Source organism: Streptomyces sp. NPDC025721 (assembly GCF_055558595.1).
Genome location: NZ_JBVHMF010000001.1, coordinates 213,028 through 233,249 on the forward strand (window position 1 = coordinate 213,028; position 20,222 = coordinate 233,249).

At 69.8% G+C, this 20,222-nt stretch carries 19 protein-coding genes and 1 tRNA gene; 7 read left to right on the forward strand and 13 right to left on the reverse strand.

Going from position 1 to position 20,222, the window contains the following annotated elements:
• Positions 1-190: 190 nt before the first annotated feature.
• The 4 genes from ACZ4EF_RS00955 to ACZ4EF_RS00970 all read left to right on the forward strand — a co-directional run bounded on the left by ACZ4EF_RS00955 (position 191) and on the right by ACZ4EF_RS00970 (position 8,317).
• Complete coding sequence (locus ACZ4EF_RS00955; RefSeq protein ID WP_467502060.1) at positions 191-3,283, forward strand: FG-GAP repeat domain-containing protein; 3,093 nt, start codon at positions 191-193, stop codon at positions 3,281-3,283.
• 101 nt (positions 3,284-3,384) lie between these two features.
• Positions 3,385-6,504, forward strand: coding sequence for an FG-GAP-like repeat-containing protein (locus ACZ4EF_RS00960; protein WP_467502061.1), 3,120 nt, complete (start codon positions 3,385-3,387; stop codon positions 6,502-6,504).
• A gap of 228 nt (positions 6,505-6,732) precedes the next feature.
• Complete coding sequence (locus ACZ4EF_RS00965; protein WP_355336431.1) at positions 6,733-8,142, forward strand: amino acid permease; 1,410 nt, start codon at positions 6,733-6,735, stop codon at positions 8,140-8,142.
• A gap of 102 nt (positions 8,143-8,244) precedes the next feature.
• A tRNA-Lys gene (locus ACZ4EF_RS00970) sits at positions 8,245-8,317 on the forward strand.
• A gap of 191 nt (positions 8,318-8,508) precedes the next feature.
• On the opposite strand, the gene ACZ4EF_RS00975 is transcribed toward ACZ4EF_RS00970, so the two are convergent.
• The 5 genes from ACZ4EF_RS00975 to ACZ4EF_RS00995 form a co-directional block, all read right to left on the reverse strand.
• Positions 8,509-8,847 (reverse strand): hypothetical protein, encoded by a 339-nt coding sequence (locus tag ACZ4EF_RS00975; RefSeq protein ID WP_467502063.1) that lies wholly within the window; start codon positions 8,845-8,847, stop codon positions 8,509-8,511.
• Positions 8,848-9,010: 163 nt separating this feature from the next.
• A complete protein-coding gene (locus ACZ4EF_RS00980) occupies positions 9,011-9,664 on the reverse strand; it encodes a class I SAM-dependent methyltransferase (protein WP_467502065.1) in 654 nt (217 codons plus the stop codon).
• Between the two features lie 81 nt (positions 9,665-9,745).
• Positions 9,746-10,252, reverse strand: a complete 507-nt coding sequence (locus ACZ4EF_RS00985) for a hypothetical protein (protein ID WP_391159423.1) — start codon at positions 10,250-10,252, stop codon at positions 9,746-9,748.
• Between the two features lie 204 nt (positions 10,253-10,456).
• Positions 10,457-11,383 carry an ATP-binding protein gene (locus tag ACZ4EF_RS00990; RefSeq protein WP_467502067.1) on the reverse strand — a complete coding sequence of 309 codons (927 nt, stop codon included), beginning with the start codon at positions 11,381-11,383 and terminating at the stop codon, positions 10,457-10,459.
• A gap of 189 nt (positions 11,384-11,572) precedes the next feature.
• Positions 11,573-11,887, reverse strand: coding sequence for a hypothetical protein (locus tag ACZ4EF_RS00995; protein WP_467502068.1), 315 nt, complete (start codon positions 11,885-11,887; stop codon positions 11,573-11,575).
• Positions 11,888-12,039: 152 nt separating this feature from the next.
• Here ACZ4EF_RS00995 and ACZ4EF_RS01000 point away from each other — a divergent pair, with 152 nt between their 5' ends.
• Positions 12,040-12,891: a hypothetical protein gene (locus ACZ4EF_RS01000; protein ID WP_467502070.1), complete on the forward strand. Its 852-nt coding sequence runs from the start codon at positions 12,040-12,042 to the stop codon at positions 12,889-12,891.
• Entirely contained in the window at positions 12,888-13,406 is a 519-nt protein-coding gene (locus tag ACZ4EF_RS01005) for an NUDIX domain-containing protein (protein ID WP_467502072.1), read from the forward strand. The genes ACZ4EF_RS01000 and ACZ4EF_RS01005 overlap by 4 nt, the downstream gene beginning before the upstream one ends.
• Positions 13,407-13,412: 6 nt before the next feature.
• Here the strand turns inward: ACZ4EF_RS01005 and ACZ4EF_RS01010 are convergent, their stop codons facing one another.
• The 8 genes from ACZ4EF_RS01010 to ACZ4EF_RS01045 all read right to left on the reverse strand — a co-directional run bounded on the left by ACZ4EF_RS01010 (position 13,413) and on the right by ACZ4EF_RS01045 (position 19,640).
• Entirely contained in the window at positions 13,413-13,853 is a 441-nt protein-coding gene (locus ACZ4EF_RS01010) for a DUF5615 family PIN-like protein (protein ID WP_467502073.1), read from the reverse strand.
• Complete coding sequence (locus ACZ4EF_RS01015) at positions 13,853-14,485, reverse strand: DUF433 domain-containing protein (protein ID WP_223187486.1); 633 nt, start codon at positions 14,483-14,485, stop codon at positions 13,853-13,855. The genes ACZ4EF_RS01010 and ACZ4EF_RS01015 overlap by 1 nt, the downstream gene beginning before the upstream one ends.
• An 821-nt stretch (positions 14,486-15,306) precedes the next feature.
• The gene (locus ACZ4EF_RS01020) at positions 15,307-16,122 is read right to left on the reverse strand and encodes an SAM-dependent methyltransferase (protein ID WP_467502617.1); all 816 of its coding nucleotides are present in this window, start codon (positions 16,120-16,122) and stop codon (positions 15,307-15,309) included.
• A gap of 161 nt (positions 16,123-16,283) precedes the next feature.
• Positions 16,284-17,045, reverse strand: coding sequence for a hypothetical protein (locus tag ACZ4EF_RS01025; RefSeq protein WP_401850649.1), 762 nt, complete (start codon positions 17,043-17,045; stop codon positions 16,284-16,286).
• A gap of 2 nt (positions 17,046-17,047) precedes the next feature.
• Positions 17,048-17,275, reverse strand: a complete 228-nt coding sequence (locus ACZ4EF_RS01030) for a hypothetical protein (protein WP_391042746.1) — start codon at positions 17,273-17,275, stop codon at positions 17,048-17,050.
• A gap of 644 nt (positions 17,276-17,919) precedes the next feature.
• On the reverse strand, positions 17,920-18,426 hold the full coding sequence (locus ACZ4EF_RS01035; protein ID WP_467345114.1) for an NUDIX hydrolase: 507 nt from the start codon (positions 18,424-18,426) through the stop codon (positions 17,920-17,922).
• Positions 18,427-18,479: 53 nt separating this feature from the next.
• A complete protein-coding gene (locus tag ACZ4EF_RS01040; protein WP_467502075.1) occupies positions 18,480-19,244 on the reverse strand; it encodes a class I SAM-dependent methyltransferase in 765 nt (254 codons plus the stop codon).
• 12 nt (positions 19,245-19,256) lie between these two features.
• Positions 19,257-19,640, reverse strand: a complete 384-nt coding sequence (locus ACZ4EF_RS01045) for a winged helix-turn-helix transcriptional regulator (protein WP_467502077.1) — start codon at positions 19,638-19,640, stop codon at positions 19,257-19,259.
• Between the two features lie 219 nt (positions 19,641-19,859).
• On the opposite strand from ACZ4EF_RS01045, the gene ACZ4EF_RS01050 reads away from it, so the two are divergent.
• Complete coding sequence (locus ACZ4EF_RS01050; protein ID WP_355336433.1) at positions 19,860-20,222, forward strand: DoxX family protein; 363 nt, start codon at positions 19,860-19,862, stop codon at positions 20,220-20,222.

The window sequence follows — 20,222 nt, forward strand, 5'->3', positions numbered from 1 at the left end:
TCCTCCCCCCCCTCCCCCCCCCCCCACCCCCCCAAACAACCCCCCCCCCCCCCCCCCCCCCCCCCCCCCCCCCCCCCCCCCCCCCCCCCCCCCCCCCCCCCCCCCCCCCCCCCCCCCGTCCGCGTAGCCGGTTGCTAAGCTCTGCCGACTCTGCCGGGAGGCGGAGCGTATGCCCTGGGGAGGGAACCGGATGTCACGCCGTCTGGGATGGCCGCGGCGCGGGGTGCTCGCGGTGGTCGCCGCCGTCCTGACCGCCGGTCTCGGACTCGGACCGCTGCCGGGCAGCGCGGCGGCCGACACGGCGCAGAACCCGGCCATCGCGCCGATCGGCACCACGGGTCCCGCCGGGGGACCGGTGACCGGCGTCGGCGCCACCGGGTACGTCCAACGCACCGACCACAGCGCTGTGTCGTTCAGCTACACCTGGCACTCCTTCGACGGCGTCGTGACCCGCGACCTCGGCGTGCTGCGCAACGCCCCCCGGCCGCTGCCTGGCCCCGACGGCACCGAAGTGCTGGGCGTGCTGCCCGCGCTGGACCACCTCGTGCGGATCTACGACCTGGCCTCGGGCAAGTGGACGCAGTACCCGGTCCCGCCCGCGTACTCGCCGCTCGCCTTCTTCCCCAACGGCACCGGATGGACGATCCTCAGCCGGACACTCGCCACGGATTCGGGCGGCCACGTCACCTCGCAAGTCCTCCATCTGCTCGCCCCGGCCGCCGACGGCCAACTCTCCGAACGCCCGGTGGCCGGCTGGCCCACGACGGGCGTCACCGGGCTGGACGGCTGGCGCAACAACCAGTCGCGCCTGGCGGTGGGTTACTCCCTCGGAGACGACCACCGGCTCGGCCTGATCGACTTCGCCACCGGCACCTTGGTGTCCTCGCAACCGCTGCCCGAGGCCGCTTCCATTTCCCGGCTGCCGCTGATCAACGACGTGTCCTTCGGCTGGTACGCCCACGGCACGGCCGAACTGCGGCCGATCGCGGACCCGCAGGCCGCACCGCGGCGCCTTGCGGTGCCCGGCGGCGACACGACCGAATTCGTCACCAAGCTCACCGGCGACGCCCTGCTCGCCGTGCACGTGGATGCCACCATCCAGGACAGCAGGCGGGACCCGCTGTACTCCGTGCCGCTCGACGGCGGACCCGCGCGCGTACTGCTCGACGACGCGGGCCAGCCCGGTGTGGCCTCGGACGGCGGCTCCTATGCCGAGGGGAGCGACGGTTCCGGCGGCTGGGCCACCTACCGGATCCCTGCGGTCGACGGTCCCCTCACCGTCCTGGGCCGGTTCACGACGTACACCCCCGAGCGGATCGGCCTCTCGCTCGCCCGGGGCCGGCTCACCTTCGTCCAGACCGCGCCCGGCACGTCCGTCACCTCGCGCACGTACACCGCCGACGTGGGCGACAATCTGACTCCCGGTCTGTTCAGCGAGCCGCAGCCGCTCAATTCGGGCACGCCGATGGACGACGCCATCCCGCGCTGCGGCGGTCAGGCCCGATGCGTGCCGCTCGCCGACGGCGGGGGCACGACCGGCACCGGTGCTATCGAAGTGGACTACACCACAGGGCACGATTACGTGAAGGCGGTGGACGCCCCGTCGGGAGTCCTTCTCGACTCCAGCGGCGGCCGGATCGTCGCGGCCGGCAACCAGTACGTGCTGTACGAGAGCGGCTCCAACGGCAAGCAGTACGTCGTGAATCTCGCGGAGGGCCAGGTCACCTCCTCGGGCCCGATCACCACCGCCACGCTGTGGGGGGACACGATGTGGTCGGCCACGGCGACGGCGGGGCGGTTCACCACGACCGACCTCCTCACCGGCGGCGTGACCGGAACGGTGACGACGGACGTGCCGTGCGTACCGCGGGAGATCCAGGTACTGGGCCGCTGGCTCTACTGGTCCTGCGGCACGAACGGCCCCGCGGGTGTCCACGACCTCGACACGAAGAAGTCCGTCCGCGTACCAGCGGGCAACGCCCTGCTCGGCGACGGTTACGTCCTGCGGCACACCGACGGCCGGCTCACCCTGACCGACGTCCGCGGCGGCACCGCCGTCGACCGCACGATCGCGGACCTCCCCGCGAACGCCTACCCGGACGACCGCGGCGTCGTCTGGACGCTCGACAAATTCCGCGGCTTCCTCGCCTACACGGACGCCGACGGCACGACCCACGTCGTCCCGTCCGGTCTGCCGAGGACCGCGACCACGGTGCTGACGACCAGGAACGAGCCGCTCATGGAGGTGTACTACGCCCCGTGGACACCGCGGTGGGACCTCACGGGGCCGATCACCCACTGGACGGTGGAGCTGAGGAAGAAGGGGGTGTCCGCGGTCGTCCGTACGTTCCGCGGCACCGCCCGGGACACCGTCTCCCTGACCTGGGATGGTGCCAGGGACAGCGGCGCCGTGCCCGTGACCGGCGACTACATCTGGACACTGAGCCTGTGGACCCGGGACGCGCTCGTGCCGGTCACCACGAGCACCGGCACCGTGGCCGTCCACGGCGGGAGCGCCGAGCCGCGGGACTACACGCGCGACGGCGTCGGCGACCTGCTCGCGGTGACCTCGGCCGGCCGGCTCGACATCAGGACGGGTACGGGCACCGGTTCCGTCAGCGGGGGTTCCGGCCCGCAGGGGGCGGGCTGGCCGACGTCGTCCACGCTCGTCGCGGTCAACGACCTGACCGGCAACCGGTGCAACGACCTGCTGGTGCGCAACTCCGCCGGTCAGCTCACGCGTTACGACGGCAAGTGCGGCGCGGCGCTCACACCCGCACTGTCGCGCAGGGTGATCGGGTCGGGCTGGAACACGTACAACTCCCTTGTCTCGCCCGGCGATCTGACCGGCGACGGCCGCCCCGACCTGCTCGGGCGGGACGCCGCGGGCGTCCTGTGGCGGTACGACGGCACGGCCGCCGGCGTGTTCACGGCGCGGGTGAGGATCGGGTCCGGCTGGAACACGTACAACCTGCTGGTCGGCGCCCAGGATGTGACCGGTGACGGCCGCGCCGATCTGCTCGCCCGTGACGCGGCGGGTGTGCTGTGGCGCTACGACGCCACGGGCGCGGGCACGTTCAAGCCGCGCGTCAAAATCGGCTCCGGCTGGAACGTCTACAACGCCCTCGTCGGCGTCGGCGACATCACCGGAGACGGCCGCGCCGACCTCGTCGCCCGTGACGCGGCGGGCGTGCTGTGGCGCTACTCCGGTACGGGCACCGGGCAGTTCGGCGCGCGGGTGAAGATCGGCACGGGGTGGCAGACGTACAAGTCCCTGTTCTGAGACCCGGCCCGCGGCGCGGAGCCGCGCTTCTTCGCCAGTGCTCCGGGCTTCATCAGGCGTCCGCTGCGGACGCCTTCCTCAGGGATCGGCAGGAGGAACGGGTGGCCAAGCGCACCCTTGTCCGCGGCGGCGTCGCCGTCGCGATATCGCTCGCCCTCGCGGCGGGCGCGGCACCGTTCACGGGCGCGGGGCCGGCCGCCGCGGCGGAACCGGCGCCGTACGACGTGGTCGTGCCGCCGGTGAACAAGCCCGTGCTCGCCGAGGAATGGGTCGTCTCGTCCGGCGCCACCGGCTACCTGAGGGTGTTCGGCGGCGTCGACCAGTGGGTGCCGTACGGGACCGGGGCGCCGCGGACGCTCGGCAGCGGGGGCACCAATCTCGTGCTCCTGCCCGGCGGCGCGGAACGGTACGCCAGCACGAACCTCCGGAAGGGCGTGCGGCTGCTCGACCCGGCGGCCGGCACCGCCGTCGACTTCGCGCTGCCGCCCGGCCACACCTACCGCAGCGCGATCGGCACGCCCGACGGGTGGGCCGTGATCACGACGACGGACGACACCGACGGCACCACCGTCACCGGCCAGACCGTCCACCTGCTGACCGTTGCCGGGGACGCGACCGCCTTCACCGAGCGCCCGCTGACCGGGCTGCCCACGGGCGCCACGTACACCGCCACGCTGCTGCGCGGCGAGCGCGCGACGCGCGTCGTGGTCGCCACCACGGTCGCGGGCCAGATGAGCCTCAGCCTCCTGGACCTCACGACCGGCGCCGTCGTCCGCACGATGGAGCCACCCGCGGGCGTCCCCAAATTCAGCAACACGCGTTCCTTCGGCTGGTACAGCGCCGGTGTTCTGACGTACTACTCCCTGGACGACCCGCAGGCCGCGCCCCGTACGGTCGCCCTGCCGCCCGAGGCGCACGCCGACACCACCACGTACGCCGTCACCCTGTCCGACACCGCGCTGCTCGCCGTCCGCAAGGGCTCGGTCTGGAACGACGGCCGGGCCGACCCGCTGTACTCGGTGCCGCTGGACGGCGGCCCGGTCACCCAGCCGCTGCCGGACGCCGCGGCCCCGACCGCGTCGCAGGACGGCGGCACGGTCGTGAGCGGCGGCGCCGACTCGGACCACTGGAACTCCTACCGTTTCGCGCCGTCCGGGGCTGCCCCCGTCACGCTGTTCCACCACGAGGTCGAGAAGCCGGTACGGTACGGGCTCGCGCTGGCCCGAGGCCGTCTGAGCTTCATGGAGGGCATGCCGGACCGGACGGGTGCCGTCCCCGGAGCGCGTTTCTACGCACAGGACGAGGGGACGGGAACGGTCCCGCAGCCCGTCACCGGGCCCCCGCACACCGTCGTGGAACCGAGCCCGGTCTCCACCTGCGGCGCGCCGGGCCACTGCGCGGTCAGCCTGGTCGCGGGCAGCGAAGGGCAGGGCACCGCCTACATCCGCGACGGTGCCGACGGTGTCGGCGGTGACGTGGTCGACGTCATGAGCGGCGGCGGGTTCTACGGCGTCCAGGTCGCCGCGACCGGCGGCCGGATCGTGGACGCGTCGGAGAGATTCACGCTCTACAACGGTGGCTCCAACGGCCGTCAGTACGTCATCTCGCCCGGATACCGGAAGGTGGTCATCTCCCGGCCGACCGTCCCGGCGGCGCTGTGGGGCGACATCCTGTGGAGTGCGACCGCCGCCAAGGGGCAGCTCACCTCGACGGATCTGCGGAGCAACGACTCGACGGGGCCGGCCGCGCCGTCCTCGCTCACCACCGACGCGCCCTGCGCGATCAGGGAAGTGCAGGCGCTGGGACGCCTGTTGTACTGGTCCTGCGGCGCGAACGGTCCGGCCGGTGTGTACGACCGTACGGCGAAGAAGTCCGTCGCCGTACCCGCGGGACCCGCCCTGCTCGGCGACGGCTTCGTCGTACGCCACTCCGGTGACCAACTCACGCTCACCGACGTGCGGTCGGGCACGTCGGGCGCGGGGAAGACGCGTGTCGTGGCCGCGCTGCCCGCCGACCCGAAGGCGCCCGGCGGTGACCGCGGACTCTCGTGGACGGTGGACAAGTACCGCGGCGGGATCGCGTATACGGCCCCCGACGCGTCAATTCACCTGATTTCTGCGGGGATCGCCCCGTCGGCGCTCAACGCCCTCTGGTCGCAGGTCGATCTGCCGGTCAGACCGCGGCAGGCGAACAGCCGATGGCAGGGCTGGTGGGTGCTCAGCGGTGCCACCTCCGGGTGGAAGATCGACTTCCGCAACGCGGCGACCGGCGCGCTCTTCGCGACCGTCACCGGCGGGGCGGCCCGCGCGGAGGTCTTCGCGAACTGGGACGGCAAGAACGCCAAGGGCGCGTACGCCCCGGACGGCACCTACCGCTGGACGCTGACCGCCACCCCGGCCAACGGCCTGAGCCCCGGCACCACGGCCTCCGGCATGGTCGGGGTCGCCCGTTCCAGCCCCAACCACCACGCCCTCACCTCCGGAGCCGACGGCGGAGTCGTCGGCCTCACCCCGGGCGGCGTTCTGCGGCTGTACGTGGGCAATGGTTCCGGCGGCCTGTTGTCGCCCCGGACCGCCGACCACGGCTGGCCGACCACCGCCACGTATCTCGCCTTCGACGACCTGGACGACAACGGCTGCGGCAATCTGCTGGTGCGCACCAGCGACGGCCAACTGCGTTCCTATCCGGGTGGTTGCGAGGGCTCCTTCCTGCGGTCCCAGCCGTCCAAGCTGATCGGATCCGGCTGGAACATCTACAACTCCCTTCTCTCGCCCGGTGATCTGACCGGCGACGGCCGCTCCGACCTGCTCGCGCGTACGCCCGGCGGCGATCTCTACCTCTACGCGGACAACGGCGCGGGCTCCTTCAGGACCCGGGTCAAGATCGGGCACGGATTCGGGATCTTCTCGGCGATCGTCGGGACGGGCGACCTGACGGGCGACGGCGTCGGCGACATCGTCGCGCGGGACACGTCCGGCGTGCTGTGGCGGTACGACGGCGACGGCACGGGCGGTCTGAAGGCGCGGGTGCGGATCGGCTCGGGCTGGAACACGTACAACGTGCTCGTCGGCCCCGGTGACCTGAACCGGGACGGTCGCGCGGATCTGCTGGCGCGGGACGCGGCGGGCGGCCTGTGGCGGTACGCGGCGACGGCGAACGGGCAGTTCGGCGCGCGGGTGCGGGTCGGGACGGGGTGGAACGGGTACGGGCGGCTCTTCTGAGGGCGTGTGCATGTCATGCCCTGGGTGCGGGAAGCCTGGGGCATGACACCTGAGGACGTCCCTGTCTCCGCCTCTTCCGTACCCCCGGATTCCGCTCCCGTCTCCTCGTCCGTCACCTCTCCCGTCTCCTCGCCCGTTACCTCTCCCGTTTCCTCTCCCGTCTCCTCGTCCGTGTCGGACGAGGAGCGGCTCGCGCAGCTCGGCTACACGCAGAATCTGGCGCGCCGGATGTCGGCGTTCTCGAACTACGCGGTCTCGTTCACGATCATCTCGGTGCTGTCCGGCTGTCTGACGCTGTACCTGTTCGGGATGAACACCGGCGGTCCGGCCCTGATCACCTGGGGCTGGGTCGGGGTCGGCCTGATGACGCTGGTCGTCGGGCTGGCGATGGCCGAGATCTGTTCGGCGTACCCGACGTCCGCGGGCCTGTACTTCTGGGCGCACCGGCTGGCCCCGGAGCGCAGCGCCGCCGCGTGGGCGTGGTTCACCGGCTGGTTCAACGTCCTCGGCCAGGTCGCCGTCACCGCGGGCATCGACTTCGGCGCCGCGTCGTTCCTGGGCGCGTATCTGAACCTCCAGTTCGACTTCCGCGTCAGCCCCGGCCGGACGATCCTGCTCTACGCCGCGATCCTGCTCCTGCACGGCCTGCTCAACACCTTCGGCGTACGGATCGTCGCCGTCCTGAACAACGTCAGCGTCTGGTGGCACGTGCTCGGCGTCGGCCTGATCGTCGGCGCGCTCGCCTTCGTGCCCGACCACCACCGCTCGGCGAGCTTCGTGTTCACGCACTACGTGAACAACACCGGCTTCGGCAGCGGCATTTACGTGGTGCTGATCGGCCTGCTGATGGCGCAGTACACCTTCACCGGGTACGACGCCTCCGCGCACATGACCGAGGAGACGCACGACGCCGCCACCGCCGGTCCGCGCGGCATCGTCCGTTCCATCTGGACGTCCTGGATCGCGGGCTTCGTGCTGCTGCTCGGCTTCACCTTCGCGATCCAGTCGTACGACGCCGAGTTGGGCTCACCGACCGGCGCGCCGCCCGCGCAGATCCTGCTCGACGCGCTCGGCGCGACCAGCGGCAAACTCCTGCTGCTCGTCGTCATCGGCGCCCAGCTCTTCTGCGGCATGGCATCCGTGACCGCCAACAGCCGTATGATCTACGCCTTTTCACGCGACGGCGCGCTGCCCTACTCGCGCGTCTGGCGCACCGTCAGCCCGCGCACCCGTACCCCCGTCGCCGCCGTCTGGCTCGCCGCGGCCGGCGCGCTCTGCCTCGGCCTGCCGTACCTCATCAACGCCACCGCCTACGCCGCCGTCACCTCGATCGCCGTCATCGGCCTCTACATCGCCTACGTCATCCCCACCCTGCTCCGCCTCCGCAAAGGCCCCGCCTTCGAGCCCGGCCCCTGGCACCTCGGCCGCTGGTCCCGCCCCATCGGCGTCGTCGCCGTCGCCTGGGTCGCCCTCATCACCGTCCTCTTCATGCTCCCCCAGCTCTCTCCCATCACCTGGAAGACCTTCAACTACGCCCCCATCGCCGTCCTCGTCGTCCTCGGCTTCGCCACCACCTGGTGGCTCGTCTCCGCCCGCCACTGGTTCCTCCGCCGCCCCACGGACACCCCCCAGCCCTAGGGCCTGTCCGGCGCCAGGCGCCGCCTGGACCGCCCATGATCCGCCGGACAGGCCCTAACCGGTTCGGCCTCCCCCGCAGGTCCCAGCTATGCTGCGGGGAGCGGGCCCTTAGCTCAATTGGCAGAGCAGTGGACTTTTAATCCATTGGTTGTGGGTTCAAGTCCCACAGGGCCTACGGGGTCAGGTCTCGTGACGAGGCGCTGACCTGCGGTTATGGTGCCCCGGTCGTCTGATGGCGGCCGGGGCACCGGCATGCGGGGGCCGTGCGTGAGCGGGAGCGCGACTGCGAGGTTGTCGTGGCCGCAGCCACGCGGGGCACTGCCGCGGTGAGGACAGGTGACGGGTGTACCGCACCGCGACGGGTACCTACAGCTCCTTTGGCCGCCGACTGCGCGGCCAGGCGTCTACAGCCTGCTCAGGTCGGTGTCGCTGCAGCCATTTGCGCGCGGCCTCTTCGTTGAATCCCTGGGACCGGAGGACATCGAGGGCGGCTGCTCGCACGGCCCGCGCGTCGTCTGCCCCGTTAAGGCGGGCCTTGATGCGTGTCACCACGTCGTCGAGTTCGTACTCGTAGCGGCCGTTGACCTTCTGAGCGAACAGCGGCAATAGCTTGTAGTAGCGACGTTCGCTGATACCGACCTGCGTCCAGGGGTACCGTTCCGGAGCCTCCCCTTTCCTTCGCAAACCTCCTCCATGCTCGATCAACGGGGCGTTGAACTTGCTCGGTCCGGATGCGCGCGACGAATGCCCCGTCTGCGCTGTCCCTGGAGCCGACGATGGGATCGGGGACGTCCACAAAGGGCAATCCGGCCGCGCACAGCGAAAGGCTCCGGCCGTTCGGCGGGGGCGACGTGGGCTGGGCCCGGCGTCACGCCTGGGCGCGGACCAGGAGCGTACCGATGTGGTCGGGTTCGGGGGCGTCGAGGACGCGGGCTTGGGCATCGGTGAAACCGGCCCGGGCCAGCAGGCGTTCCCATACGGGCGGGCGGTAGCTGTAGCGGTAGGTGAACATGGCCTTCCCCGCGAAGCCACCCTTGTACATGCCCTGTGGGCCGTAGGCGCCCGGGATCGCGGGTGGCTGGGAGAAGACGAAGGTCCCGCCGGGATTGAGCCGGCGGCGGACGAGCGGGAAGAGCTTCGACGGGTCGGCGAACCAGGCCGCGCCGAAGATCGAGTACACCGCGTCGTAGGTCTCCGCGGTGGAGCCGAGGTAATCCAGCACTTCGGCGCAGTGGAACTGCGCTCCCGACGGGGCCCAGCGCTCGGAGATCTTCTCGACCATCACCGGAGACAGGTCCACGCCTGTGGCCTTCACGCCGCTCTGCGCCAGGTGCGCGAGCGCGCGTCCGGTGCCGCAGCCGATCTCCAGGACGCTGCCCGGGTCACCCAGGAGCTCAGGGCCGGGTCCGTGACCGGCGTACTGCGTCCAGCGGAAGACCGGCTCGGCTTCGTCCTTGAAGGCAGTGCGGGAGTAGGTGTCCCACAGTTCGGTCTCGGCGACGATGTCGTGTTGCGCAGGCATATCTGTCCTCTGCTTGCGGAAGAAGGCGGCGCCCCGCCCCATGATGCCCGTAGGCACCGGACGGGCGAGGCACCGTTCGGTTCAGTGGCTGTCGGGGACCTTGTTGTCGCACGGCGAGCAGTCCGTGCCGTCGATCGCCCACAGCTCGGTGTCGATCTCGAAGCCGATCGAGGTGAGGAAGTCCGCAGTGCGCAGGCACAGTCCGTCGCTGCGGCGCTCGATGAACGGAGCGTGGTGCTTGTACCGCCCGCCGTTGTAGAGATCGCAGAGGGCGAACCAGACAGGCGTGTCGAGGATGAGTTGGTGGACGCCGATGTCGACGAGTTTGCCGACCCCGAGGTGCACCTCGGGGTGCTCGATGCAGGCGAGGGTGTACATGACGGCGTTGCCGAGGATCCGTTCAGCCATGTCGCGGACCATGGTGTGGTCACGCAGCAGGAGGGCGATCTCGCGGTCCCAGAGCGTCATGCCGCTGTCGCGGATATTGACGGTCAGGTGCGCGATGTGCGGCTGGACGGCGTTGAGGAGTTCCTTCGGGTCCCGAGTGCGTGACTCGACACCACTGTCGATCTGCGTGGCTGTGGTCATGATGCTGTCCTCCTGATCTGGGGAATCGATAAGGCTTCTGGTTCGCCCGTGACTGCTGGGACCTCCTCGGCACCCTGAAGGCGTGACGTCGTGCAGTCCGGGGTCCGGTAACCGATGACGTCCACTGGCGCCGGGGCTCTCCATGGGCGCTCGCACAGCCGCGCCAACAGGGAGGGGGAAGGGCCGGGGCGCCGAGTGTGCGGGTTATGTGCGGCCCGCCGGGCCTGAGGCTGGCGAGCGATGCTGGGCTGACGGTTGGTGGGCGGCCCAGTCCTCGCGGGCGGCGATGAGCGCGGGGCGTACCTTCTCGTCGAGGAAGTTGGCGTGGGCGCGGAGCTTCGCGGCGGCCTCGGCGACTCCCGGCGGGTCCAGGCCGAGGATCCAGCGCCCCACGCAGACCTGGAGGTTGACGACTGGCACTCGGAGGTGCGGGTCCTCGTCGTACGGGTCGCAGTCGATGCTTCCCTCCAGGACGGCGTCCTCCTCGGCTCCGTCCCAGTGGTCCGGCGCGACGATCGGCATCATCAGGCCCTCGAAGAAATTCCGGTGGTTGATGTGTGCGAGGCGGGACGGGAGTTGGTCGGAAGGCACCCCAACCTCCGACGGGTCGTCCTCGGCCCACGCGGGCAGGTAACCGGAGGTCGCAGAGCCGTCGGTGGTGGTGATCCTCCACAGCCCCGGCGTGCTCCACGGTTGCGCCTGATCCTGTGACGCCGCCGTGAGGCTGTGGTGGTCATCCGGCCCGACCTCGAACCAGACGACCTTGCCCGCCGGATCAGGACTGCTTCCCCACGCGGCGGACAGGGCCTCCACCAGGATCAGACCCCGCCCGTCCTCGGCGTCCACCGAGCCGTGGCGTGGTCGCGGGCGGACCGGATCCGAGTCCGTGACCTCGACCCGGATCCGTATACCGGTCCACCGCACGGCCACCGCACACGGGGCTCGGCTGTAGTGAATGGCGTTCGTGATCAGTTCCGTCGACAGCAGTTCCAGGTCTTCGAACGCCCCGTCCGCCAGAGGTATGTCCCAACTCCGCACCAGCGCAGCGATCTTGCGCCGAGCTTCGGGCACCGCCCCGGACTCGGCTTCGACCCGGAATCCGAATGGGCTCGCGCGATGGCCGGCCATCATGTGCGGCCCTGCACGTGAAGTCGGCCGCGATGACGCGGAAGTACGGTGCTGGGCATGGTGCTTGACCTCTCAGAAGCGTGACGGAGGGATTGACGACGCACCGTTGCGTCACCAGGAGCAACGGAGCACCCTCAGTACACGACTGCGTGCCGCACGCAAGAGACTCCAGCGCGTGACCCCAAGTTGGAGTCAGGGGGCGGATGCGGGCCGTAGCCTCGGACCAGACCGGTACGGAAGAAGGTGCTCGTGACCGTTGCGGAGCGCGAACCGCGCGAGATCGTCGCGGGACTTCTCGCCGACCGGCGGCTGCTCGCCGCCTGCGCGGAGCGGGACATGGGCACGCTGTTCCGACTGCTCAACCACCGTGGCGTCAGCACTCGACGCATTGCCGCGGCCGTCGACATCACCCAAGGCCGACTCTGCGACTACATGAACGGCAAGAGCAGGGTTGAAAAGCTGGCCATCTTCGAGCAGATCGCCGACGCCTTCCAGATTCCCGGTCACCTGCTCGGCCTGGCGAAGCGGCCCTGGGAGCCTGCCTCTCCTTCGTCGCCCACCTGTGTGAGCGAGCCCTTTCCGGATGGCGACGACATGGCCGCCATGGACGCCTTCCGCACCGCCGACCGTCAGGCCGGAGGGGGCGTCTCTACAGTGCCGTGCTCCGGCACTTACGGGACAACATCGGCCCGCGGCTGGTCGATGCCGACGGTACGGCGCAGGTCTTCGCGGTGGCGGCTGTGCTCACGGAGATGGCGGGATGGATGGCCCACGACTCGGGCCAGGACGCTGTGGCCGGGCGCCACTTCACCCGCGCTCTGCCCCTCGCTCACGCCTCCGGTGACACACCGCTCGCGGCCAGCATCGCGGCGAGCACCAGCCATCTCGCCCTCCAGACCGGGGACCCGGCAGCAGCCGTGCACTGGGCGCAGACCGGACTCGACCTGGCGGAAGCCGGGCCGATCGTCCCCACCCTGATCGCTCGCCTCCACGCGATGTCCGCGCGTGCCCTGGCTGCCGTCGGCCAGCCCACTCCGGCGCTGCGGGCGCTCGGCCGCGCCGAGGAAGTTCTCGACAGCGCCTCGGAGGCGGAACGACCCTGGCTCAGTCCCTTCGACGCGGCGGCGCTGGCCCTCGAATCGGCCCTCGTACTGAGCGACCTCGAACGTCACGACGACGCCCGTACGCGCGCCGAACATGCCATCCGCTTGCGGGAGTCGAACCGCGCACGGTCACTCGCCCTGAGCCGGATCACTCTGGCGGACCTGCACCTGCGCTGCGACGACCTCGAAGCCGCCGTCACGGTCGGCCACGACGTGCTCGCCGCAGACCCCAACCTCGGCTCGATCCGCGTGCTCCGCCAGCTCGACGGTCTCCACACGGCGCTCGCCGTCCACCGCAGTCATCCTCCGGTCCGCGCTCTACTGCAGCGTTTTGACGAAACGCGTCGGGCGAGAATGCTCTTACTCGCCGACATCGTTCCCCCGCCCAGCAAAGGCGCCACCCCATGAGGCCCACTCCCGCCGACCCCGAAGCCTGGAACGCCTACCTCGCCGAAGGCAACGCCACCCAGGCCCGCAAGCGCGTCTCCGCCGACGTCCTCCTCCGCGACGAGCAGGGCCGAGTCCTCTTGGTGAAGCCCACCTACAAACCCGGCTGGGACCTCCCGGGCGGCATGGCCGAGGCCAACGAAGCCCCTGACGACGCGGCCCGCCGCGAACTCAAGGAAGAACTCGGCCTCGACGTCACCCTCCACGGCCTCCTCGTCGTCGACTGGGTCCCACCCCACGGCCCCTGGGATGACCAGCTCGCCTTCATCTTCAACGGCGGAGTTCTCACCCGGGACCAAATCGCTGAGCTCCGCCCCCACGACGGCGAACTGTCCGACACCGCCTTCGTGTCATTTCCCGAGGCCACACAGCACGTGAGTAGCCGCCTAGCCAGGAGACTTCGAGCAGCGCTGGCGGCCCCGCCCATGCAACGGCCCGAATTGCTTCGCGACGGTGTGGGGGCGGTGGGGCCTTGACTGCGTCTATCGGGGCCAGTAATTCGGAGGCGACTTCGCCGGGTCGGTCAGGTCGAAACGGTGCTTGTTCGCCGGATTGAGGCCCTTGATATGCACTAACCGCTGTGCTTCTGCATCCTCCAGTTCGTGAACTAACAGCGGCATGGCGGCAATCACGGCTCCCATGGCTAGGCCAAGTCCCGCCATTCCCCTGTGGCCGTGACTGAACCGGATATGGTGCATTCCAGACTTCTTGATCGCAGCGACTTCCGACGGAATCTCCAGTTGGCGCCCGTCCTTGGTGAGGAACGCGTGAAAACCTTTGCGTGCGGCGTCGGGCAACAGTGCGAGGTCTTTCTTGCCCGCCCATTTTATCTCGCTGACGTGACGAACCTCGTGATCAGGGAGGAGTCGTCTGAGCATTTCGAGCATCTGCACTGGGACGTTCTCGTCGATGAGAATTCGCATCAGGCGGCGCGTTGACCAGGGCTGTAGCTGTCAACGTAGAGGGCGAACGACATCGCATCGCGTGCCGCTTCTGGTGTTACCCCCGGATAGTATTCGCCGATCTTTTCGGGCGGGACTCCGTCCTCCACCAGTTCTGCCACGGCGTCAAAGGGAACCCGGGTTCCAGTGATGACCGGTTGTCCGCCCTGCGTTTCGGGATCGACGCTGACGTTCTGCTTGGGCTGCAGCAGGTGGGGCACCACCACTCCAGGACGAGGCGCGAACTCTTGCAGAATGTCCGCCATGGTGGCGATGACTCGTTGGCCGGGATGTTTTACGAGGTCCGTCGCATGGTCTTCTCCTACGAGGACGATCGAGTCGCCGTCGGCCACGAGGGAGTAGCTCGAAAGGTGTCCGACCTCGCCGAATTTCTTCAGCGTCGCCAGGGCCTTGCGGATCTTCTGAAGAGACACGTCTTGGCGAAGGTGAGCGAAGGCGCGGAGTGCCAGCACGTCGCGGAACGAGTAAAGGGCCGGCTTGGTGGTCAGCTCTGGACGGAGTATCGGCCCGTTGCCACGGTCCTGGCGCCAGGACCGAAGCTGGCCCATGGTCGCACCGGACAGGGCTGCAGCCATGCGCGTCGAGTAAGCCATGAGGTCACGCCTCCCTTCGGTCCTTCGGCTCAGGTCTACTAGCTCTTCCAAGCATCTCAGCTCAGCCTCACGCGCCGCTACCGAGCAGACGAAGCAGGTGCCTGGTACGCCCGTACGGGTGAAGGGGCGGCCAACTAACGGACCGCTGGGAGGCACTGCGAGGGCTGGGAAGCTGTGTGCGATGGCGCCGAAAGGCTGGCCAGGCGATCCCCGTGTCATCGTGGTGCTGGGCTCTGGCTCCGATGTTCCCCGCCATGGGCCAGGTTCAATAGCCCGTGAGCCAGCCGGGACCTGAAGGTTACTTCCGGACCCTCGATCTGCTCCGGGTCGCCCGTCGCGTCGAGGTCGCAGCTGCTGAATGCGTGAGCGATGCGTGAGCGGACGTGCACGCATCCGACGCTCGACGCTGGACGCGGCGGCAAGCCGGTGCCTGCTGACCCGCGGGTTTCGGATGGCTGCTTACTGCACCCCACCGCCCGGCATGCCCTGACCAGGACTTTTAATGCATTGGTTGTGGGTTCACGTCCCACACGGCCTACGGGGTCAGGTCTCGTGACGAGGCGCTGAACTGCGAATTCACGGTGCCCCGGCCGCTCGAAGCGGCCGGGGCACCGTCGCGTGCGAGCCCGCGTGCGAGCGTCGTCGCGTGCTCTGCCATCGCCCTTTTCCACGGCCTGGCGTCCTGCTCGGACTCGACGGGAAGCCGGTGGAAGGGGATGAGGGACATGGACACGATGTGCGGTTTCTCGGTCACTGGGGGGAATGGCGATACCGCCCCGGTCAGGTAGGGCCGGGGCGGGGAGCGGGCCCCTGTCGATGAGCTACGGGAGCCGGGCGACGGCGCCGTATCCGGCGGAGAGCGGTCCGGGCGTCGTGGCCGCGTCGGGATGCCAGTCCGGCCACTTGACCAGGCCAGGTTCGACCAGGTCGAGGCCGTCGAAGAAGGCGGCGATCTGTTTCGGGGTCCGCAGAATGTACGGTACGGCCCCGCTGCTGTTGTACGCGTTCTGGGCGGTGACTTGTACGGGGTCGTTGTCGGAGCCGTGGGAGAGCATGAGGTAGCTTCCGGACGGCATCGCGTCTACGAGGCGCCGGACCACGGCGAGGGCTTCGCCGTAGTCGGTGATGTGGCCCATGGCATCTGAGATGATCAGGCCCGTGGGCTGCCCCGTCGCCCGCGCTGACGACACGGTCCGCCTCCTGCCCAGGTCGATGGTCTGGGCAGCGCGCTCGATCACGGTGTCCGTGTCGCGCATGTCAGCCTCGACGTAGGCGCAGGCCCCTTCTGGCGAGCTGCTGATCATCGACGCGTAATAGCGCACAGCCAGCGGGTCGTGGTCGACGTACACCACTCGCGTGTCGGGCGCGATTCGCTGCGCTGCCTCGTGTGTGTTGTGCGCTGTCGGTAACCCGGCGCCGACGTCCAAAAACTGCCGGATGCCCACCTCGGCGGCGAGGTAGCGGACGCTGCGGATCAGGAACTCCCTCGAGGCGCGGGCGAACGGCTTGATGTCCGGGAACACGTTCTCGTACGCGTCGCCAGCCTGCTGGTCGGCCGGATAGTTGTCCTTCCCGCCCAGCCAGTAGTTCCAGATCCTCGCGCTGTGCGGGACGGTTGTATCGATCTCGGGCACGATGGCGCCTCCTCAAACGGTGGGCGACCCTCACGAATGCGATCTCTCAAGGGGTCGACACCTGGGCGGTGCGGGACTCGGGGCTGTTCTCGGTCAGATGCCCTGACTTCTTGCCGAACAGCATGTTCCGGGGCCAGGGACTGCCGCAGAGGCAGCCCATCAGGTCATCCCTCGTTCAGGAGTTCCGCTGCCGCCTTGGGATCCATCAGCGTCGACCAGGCTTGTTCCGCCGGGAGCAGGGAACGGCTGGGAAGAGCGTATTCGGGGTACCAGTCAGCGGGTTCGCACCCAGGGACGTGGCGGAGGACCACGGCGGTGAGGTCCTCGGGGACGGAGCCGGTGATGCGTACCGCCACGTAGGTCTCGTGGCCGTCCTCGGCGCGTACCAGGATGCCGAGGCGGAACGTGGCGAAGTCAGCGGCGTGTTCATGTCCGTCGTGCAGGGACCCGCGGGTGAGTTCGCGGATCGCTGAGGAGAGTTGTCGTACGAGACGTGTGCCCGCTTCGAGCTGATAGCGGTCGTGATCGTCCCTGCCTGGCAGAAGATGGCCTACGTAGGTACCGCCCGGGAGAGGCTGGCGGTGGTCGGTGTTGTAACGAGCGCGGGCCGCTTTGGCGTTGGCCTCCAACGCCGAGTAGAAGTCGTCCATCGAGCCGTCTTCGCGCTGCCCGGCGGCGACGAGCCACGGCAGGTTCAGGTCTTTGTCGGCCCAGACCGCTCCGCGCCACCGCTGGATCTTGACCTTGAAAAGGATCTCGTCGTCAATGGCGCGGATGCGCTCGTGTCCGGTCTTGTCCTCGGCGAAGAGCTCCCGGGCCTTCACGAGAAGGGGGTGATCCAGTTCATCGAGAGGCTGTCGCGCCGAGGGCAGGGGTAACCTCAGATCGTCGCGGAGCGCACGAAGCGTGGGGCGTGCCGGTTGCATGGTCAGTCGTCCTCGCCCACGCCGCCGAGTTCCCTGATCCGCTCGGGCGACAGTCCGGTCACGAGTGAAACGCTCGACTCGACCGATCCGTCGAGCTTGCGCATCTTCTCCACCATGCTGGCCCGAACTTCCTCACGGCGGATCTCCAGATAGGTCCGCACTGCCGCAGCGACCAGGTCCTTCTTGGTCATGCCGAGAAAGTGGGCGCCGTCCGCGATCAGCTCGTCCACCGCCGGATCCACCTTCAAAGGCGCTGTGGTACGAGCCGCCCGACCTCGTGTTTCCTCTTTGATCCCCACGTGTCAGCCTCCTTAGGTACCAGATGGTACTCCTATACCTGCGATCGGGTAGGCGCCTCGCGCGACGATGCGAGAGCGGACATGCCGGCATCCGCCGATCGCCCCCAGGACGACCTCGGACGCCGCCACAGGGCCGGGCCGCAGGGGATTGGGGGTGGAAGAGGGAGAAGGGGACGGGGCCGCGGTGTGGGGGGTGTGGGGGACGTCGCCCCAGGGGCGGGAGGGGGCGGTGGGGGGAGGGTGCGGAGGCGGGACAGGGCGCGGTCGGTGACCTGGGAGACGGCGCGCAGGGCGGCGGTGGTCATGGGGAGGTAGTCGTCCTCGTCGCCCGGGTCGGCGGTGGAGGCGCCCGGGGTGATGCGCATGAGGCGGACGCAGCAGCGGTCCGGGTCGAGGAGGGAGGCGTCCAGGGGCCACGTCGGGGCCGGGGTCACCTGGCGGCCGGAGGCGCGTATCGCGTCGAACAGGACCGTGGAGTCGACGGGGGAAGGGTGCCCCGGGCCCGCTTCAAGACGGGGGCGGGGGCAGGGGGCGTTGGCGGGAATTGGGGGGAAACCGTCGTCGTACGGGAGGTGTCACATGCCAGGCGTTCCGCCGCCCACGGCGCGGTAGCGGATGAACGCCTCGCGTCCGTCGGGCACGAACTCCGGGCCCTCGGCGAGGGATTCGAGCTCGGAAGCGGTCAGCCAGGTGTGCCAGGGGACTTCGTACGGGTCGGGCCGGATCGCCGTGGTGACGACGGTCTCGTGGAGGCCGAGCCAGTAGGGGCTGATGGCCCCGGCGCAGCGGAACTTGAGGACGAAGCGGGGCGCGGCCCGCACGCCCAGCTCCTCCAACAGCTCGCGGGCCGCCGCCTGTTCGTACGACTCGCCGACGTCGGCGGCGCCGCCGAGGAGCCAGTTGTACTGGCCGGGGAACCGCGAGGAGTCCCGCGGGCGGCGGTGCACGAGGAAGCGCCCGGCCGGGTCGCGGCACACGATGGTGGCGACGCGGTGCAGCCAGCCCTCACGGATCGCCTCCGCCCGGTCGACGACGGCCAGGACGCGGTCCTGCTCGTCGACCCGGTCGACCAGTTCACTCATACGACGTCACGCCTACGCGGTCACGCATGCGACGTCCCCCACCCGGCCCGCGCTCACCGGAGCGTGAAGACGGCCACGTCGTAGCGCTCGTCGACCGGGGCCGGTTCGTCGTACGGCTCGCGGTCCGCCGCCGCTGCGAGCCGGTCGAGGCCGGAGGAGAACTGATTCGGTGTCAACAGGGCGAATTTCGACTGGGGTTGGGTCGTCATACGGGCGTGGTAGTCGCGCAGGCTGCGGGTCACGGGCTGGACGAAGGAGCGGATCTCGCGCAAGTCGAACCCAGCGGCGGTGAATTCGGCCGTGACGTCGTCCTCGGCGGGAAAGCGGAGGGCGTCGGTGGCGCGCAGGGGCGGCCAGTAGTCGTAGACGACGGCGTCCAGGCGCTCCTTGAACGTGGTGCGGACGACGACCGAGCCGCCGGGGCGCAGGACGCGGGCGAGTTCGCGGGCGGCGGCGGTGCGGTCGGGGAAGTGGTGGATCACCCGGGAGAGCAGGGCGAGGTCGAAGGCGTCGTCGCCGGCGGGCAGCGCTTCGGCGGTGCCGTGCGCGTACCGCACCGACGGGTGCGGGTGGTGCCGCCGGGCCTCGGACAGCATGGCCTCGGAGGCGTCCACGCCCAGGACGCTCGCGCCGTCGATCCACCGGGCCATCGCCGCCGCGAACATCCCGGTCCCCGAACCGACTTCGAGCACGTCGGGCGCCGGGCGGTCGACGTAGGAGCCGATCAGGCCGACCCACGCGCGCAGGGCGTCATCGGGCATCTCGTTGCCCGACTCGTAGGAGCGGGCGAGCCGTTCGTCGTCGTAAGCACGCTTCATGCGGAACCGTCCTCAGGGTTGGCGGGCAGCGGCGTCGTACGTGGCCTGGCTCTGTTCGATCGCCGGATTGTTGTCGACCGCCCACTCGGCCAGGGCCACGGCGGGGGCGATGAGCGTGCGGCCCCGTGGGGTCAGCTCGTACTCGACGCGGGGCGGGACCTCGGCGTAGACGGTGCGGGAGACCAGCCCGTCGCGTTCGAGGTGGCGCAGGGTGCGGGTGAGCATGCGCTGGGAGATGCCGGGGACGCGCTGCCGGAGCTCGGTGAAGCGCAGGCGCTCGCCGTCGAGGGTGGCGACGACCAGCAGCGTCCACTTGTCGCCGACACGGTCGAGGATGCCCCGGATCGCACGGCCGCCGTCGCCGCGGATGAGGCAGGAGTGGCGGTACTTCGACATCGGCGCCCCCCGTCGCGTGGTCACACAGCACAAGCCCACAGCACAAGCCCACAGCACAAGCCCACAGCACAAGCCCGGAGCACACAGACCGTCGTACAACAGCCGGCACCGCGGCCGGTCCGTGTGCGTAAGGCACACCCATGTGCCTTTTGTAAGCGCCTCCATAGTCACCGATCATGTGCTTACTTACAAGTCGTAACCATGACGGAGGACGCACCCATGGAGACCGCCTACTGGATCCTGGCCGGGCTGCTCGCGGTCTTCTACCTCTACGCGGGCGGCAAGAAGACCGCGCAGAGCAAGGAGCGGCTCGCGCCCATGATGGGCTGGGTCGACACCGTCCCGATGCCCGCGGTCCGCGCCGTCGGCGCCGTCGAGATCCTGGGCGCCGCAGGGCTGCTGCTCCCGCCGCTCACCGGCGTCGCCCCCGCCCTCGCGCTGGTCGCCGCGCTCGGCTTCCTCGTCCTCCAGGTGCTGGCCACCGCCCTCCACCTCTCCCGCGGCGAGGCCAGGGTCACCGGCCTCAACATCGCCCTCATCGCCCTCGCGGCCGTCACCGCCTGGCTCGCCACGGCCTGGTGA

Excerpts from the sequence above, each read along its gene's own strand:
- ACZ4EF_RS00955 (WP_467502060.1), top strand. The coding sequence starts at position 191 with ATGTCACGCCGTCTGGGATGGCCGCGGCGCGGGGTGCTCGCGGTGGTC.
- ACZ4EF_RS00965 (WP_355336431.1), top strand. The coding sequence starts at position 6,733 with ATGTCGGCGTTCTCGAACTACGCGGTCTCGTTCACGATCATCTCGGTG.
- ACZ4EF_RS00980 (WP_467502065.1), bottom strand. The coding sequence starts at position 9,664 with ATGCCTGCGCAACACGACATCGTCGCCGAGACCGAACTGTGGGACACC.
- ACZ4EF_RS00985 (WP_391159423.1), bottom strand. The coding sequence starts at position 10,252 with ATGACCACAGCCACGCAGATCGACAGTGGTGTCGAGTCACGCACTCGG.
- ACZ4EF_RS00990 (WP_467502067.1), bottom strand. The coding sequence starts at position 11,383 with ATGATGGCCGGCCATCGCGCGAGCCCATTCGGATTCCGGGTCGAAGCC.
- ACZ4EF_RS01005 (WP_467502072.1), top strand. The coding sequence starts at position 12,888 with ATGAGGCCCACTCCCGCCGACCCCGAAGCCTGGAACGCCTACCTCGCC.
- ACZ4EF_RS01010 (WP_467502073.1), bottom strand. The coding sequence starts at position 13,853 with ATGCGAATTCTCATCGACGAGAACGTCCCAGTGCAGATGCTCGAAATG.
- ACZ4EF_RS01015 (WP_223187486.1), bottom strand. The coding sequence starts at position 14,485 with ATGGCTTACTCGACGCGCATGGCTGCAGCCCTGTCCGGTGCGACCATG.
- ACZ4EF_RS01025 (WP_401850649.1), bottom strand. The coding sequence starts at position 17,045 with ATGCAACCGGCACGCCCCACGCTTCGTGCGCTCCGCGACGATCTGAGG.
- ACZ4EF_RS01035 (WP_467345114.1), bottom strand. The coding sequence starts at position 18,426 with ATGAGTGAACTGGTCGACCGGGTCGACGAGCAGGACCGCGTCCTGGCC.
- ACZ4EF_RS01040 (WP_467502075.1), bottom strand. The coding sequence starts at position 19,244 with ATGAAGCGTGCTTACGACGACGAACGGCTCGCCCGCTCCTACGAGTCG.
- ACZ4EF_RS01045 (WP_467502077.1), bottom strand. The coding sequence starts at position 19,640 with ATGTCGAAGTACCGCCACTCCTGCCTCATCCGCGGCGACGGCGGCCGT.
- ACZ4EF_RS01050 (WP_355336433.1), top strand. The coding sequence starts at position 19,860 with ATGGAGACCGCCTACTGGATCCTGGCCGGGCTGCTCGCGGTCTTCTAC.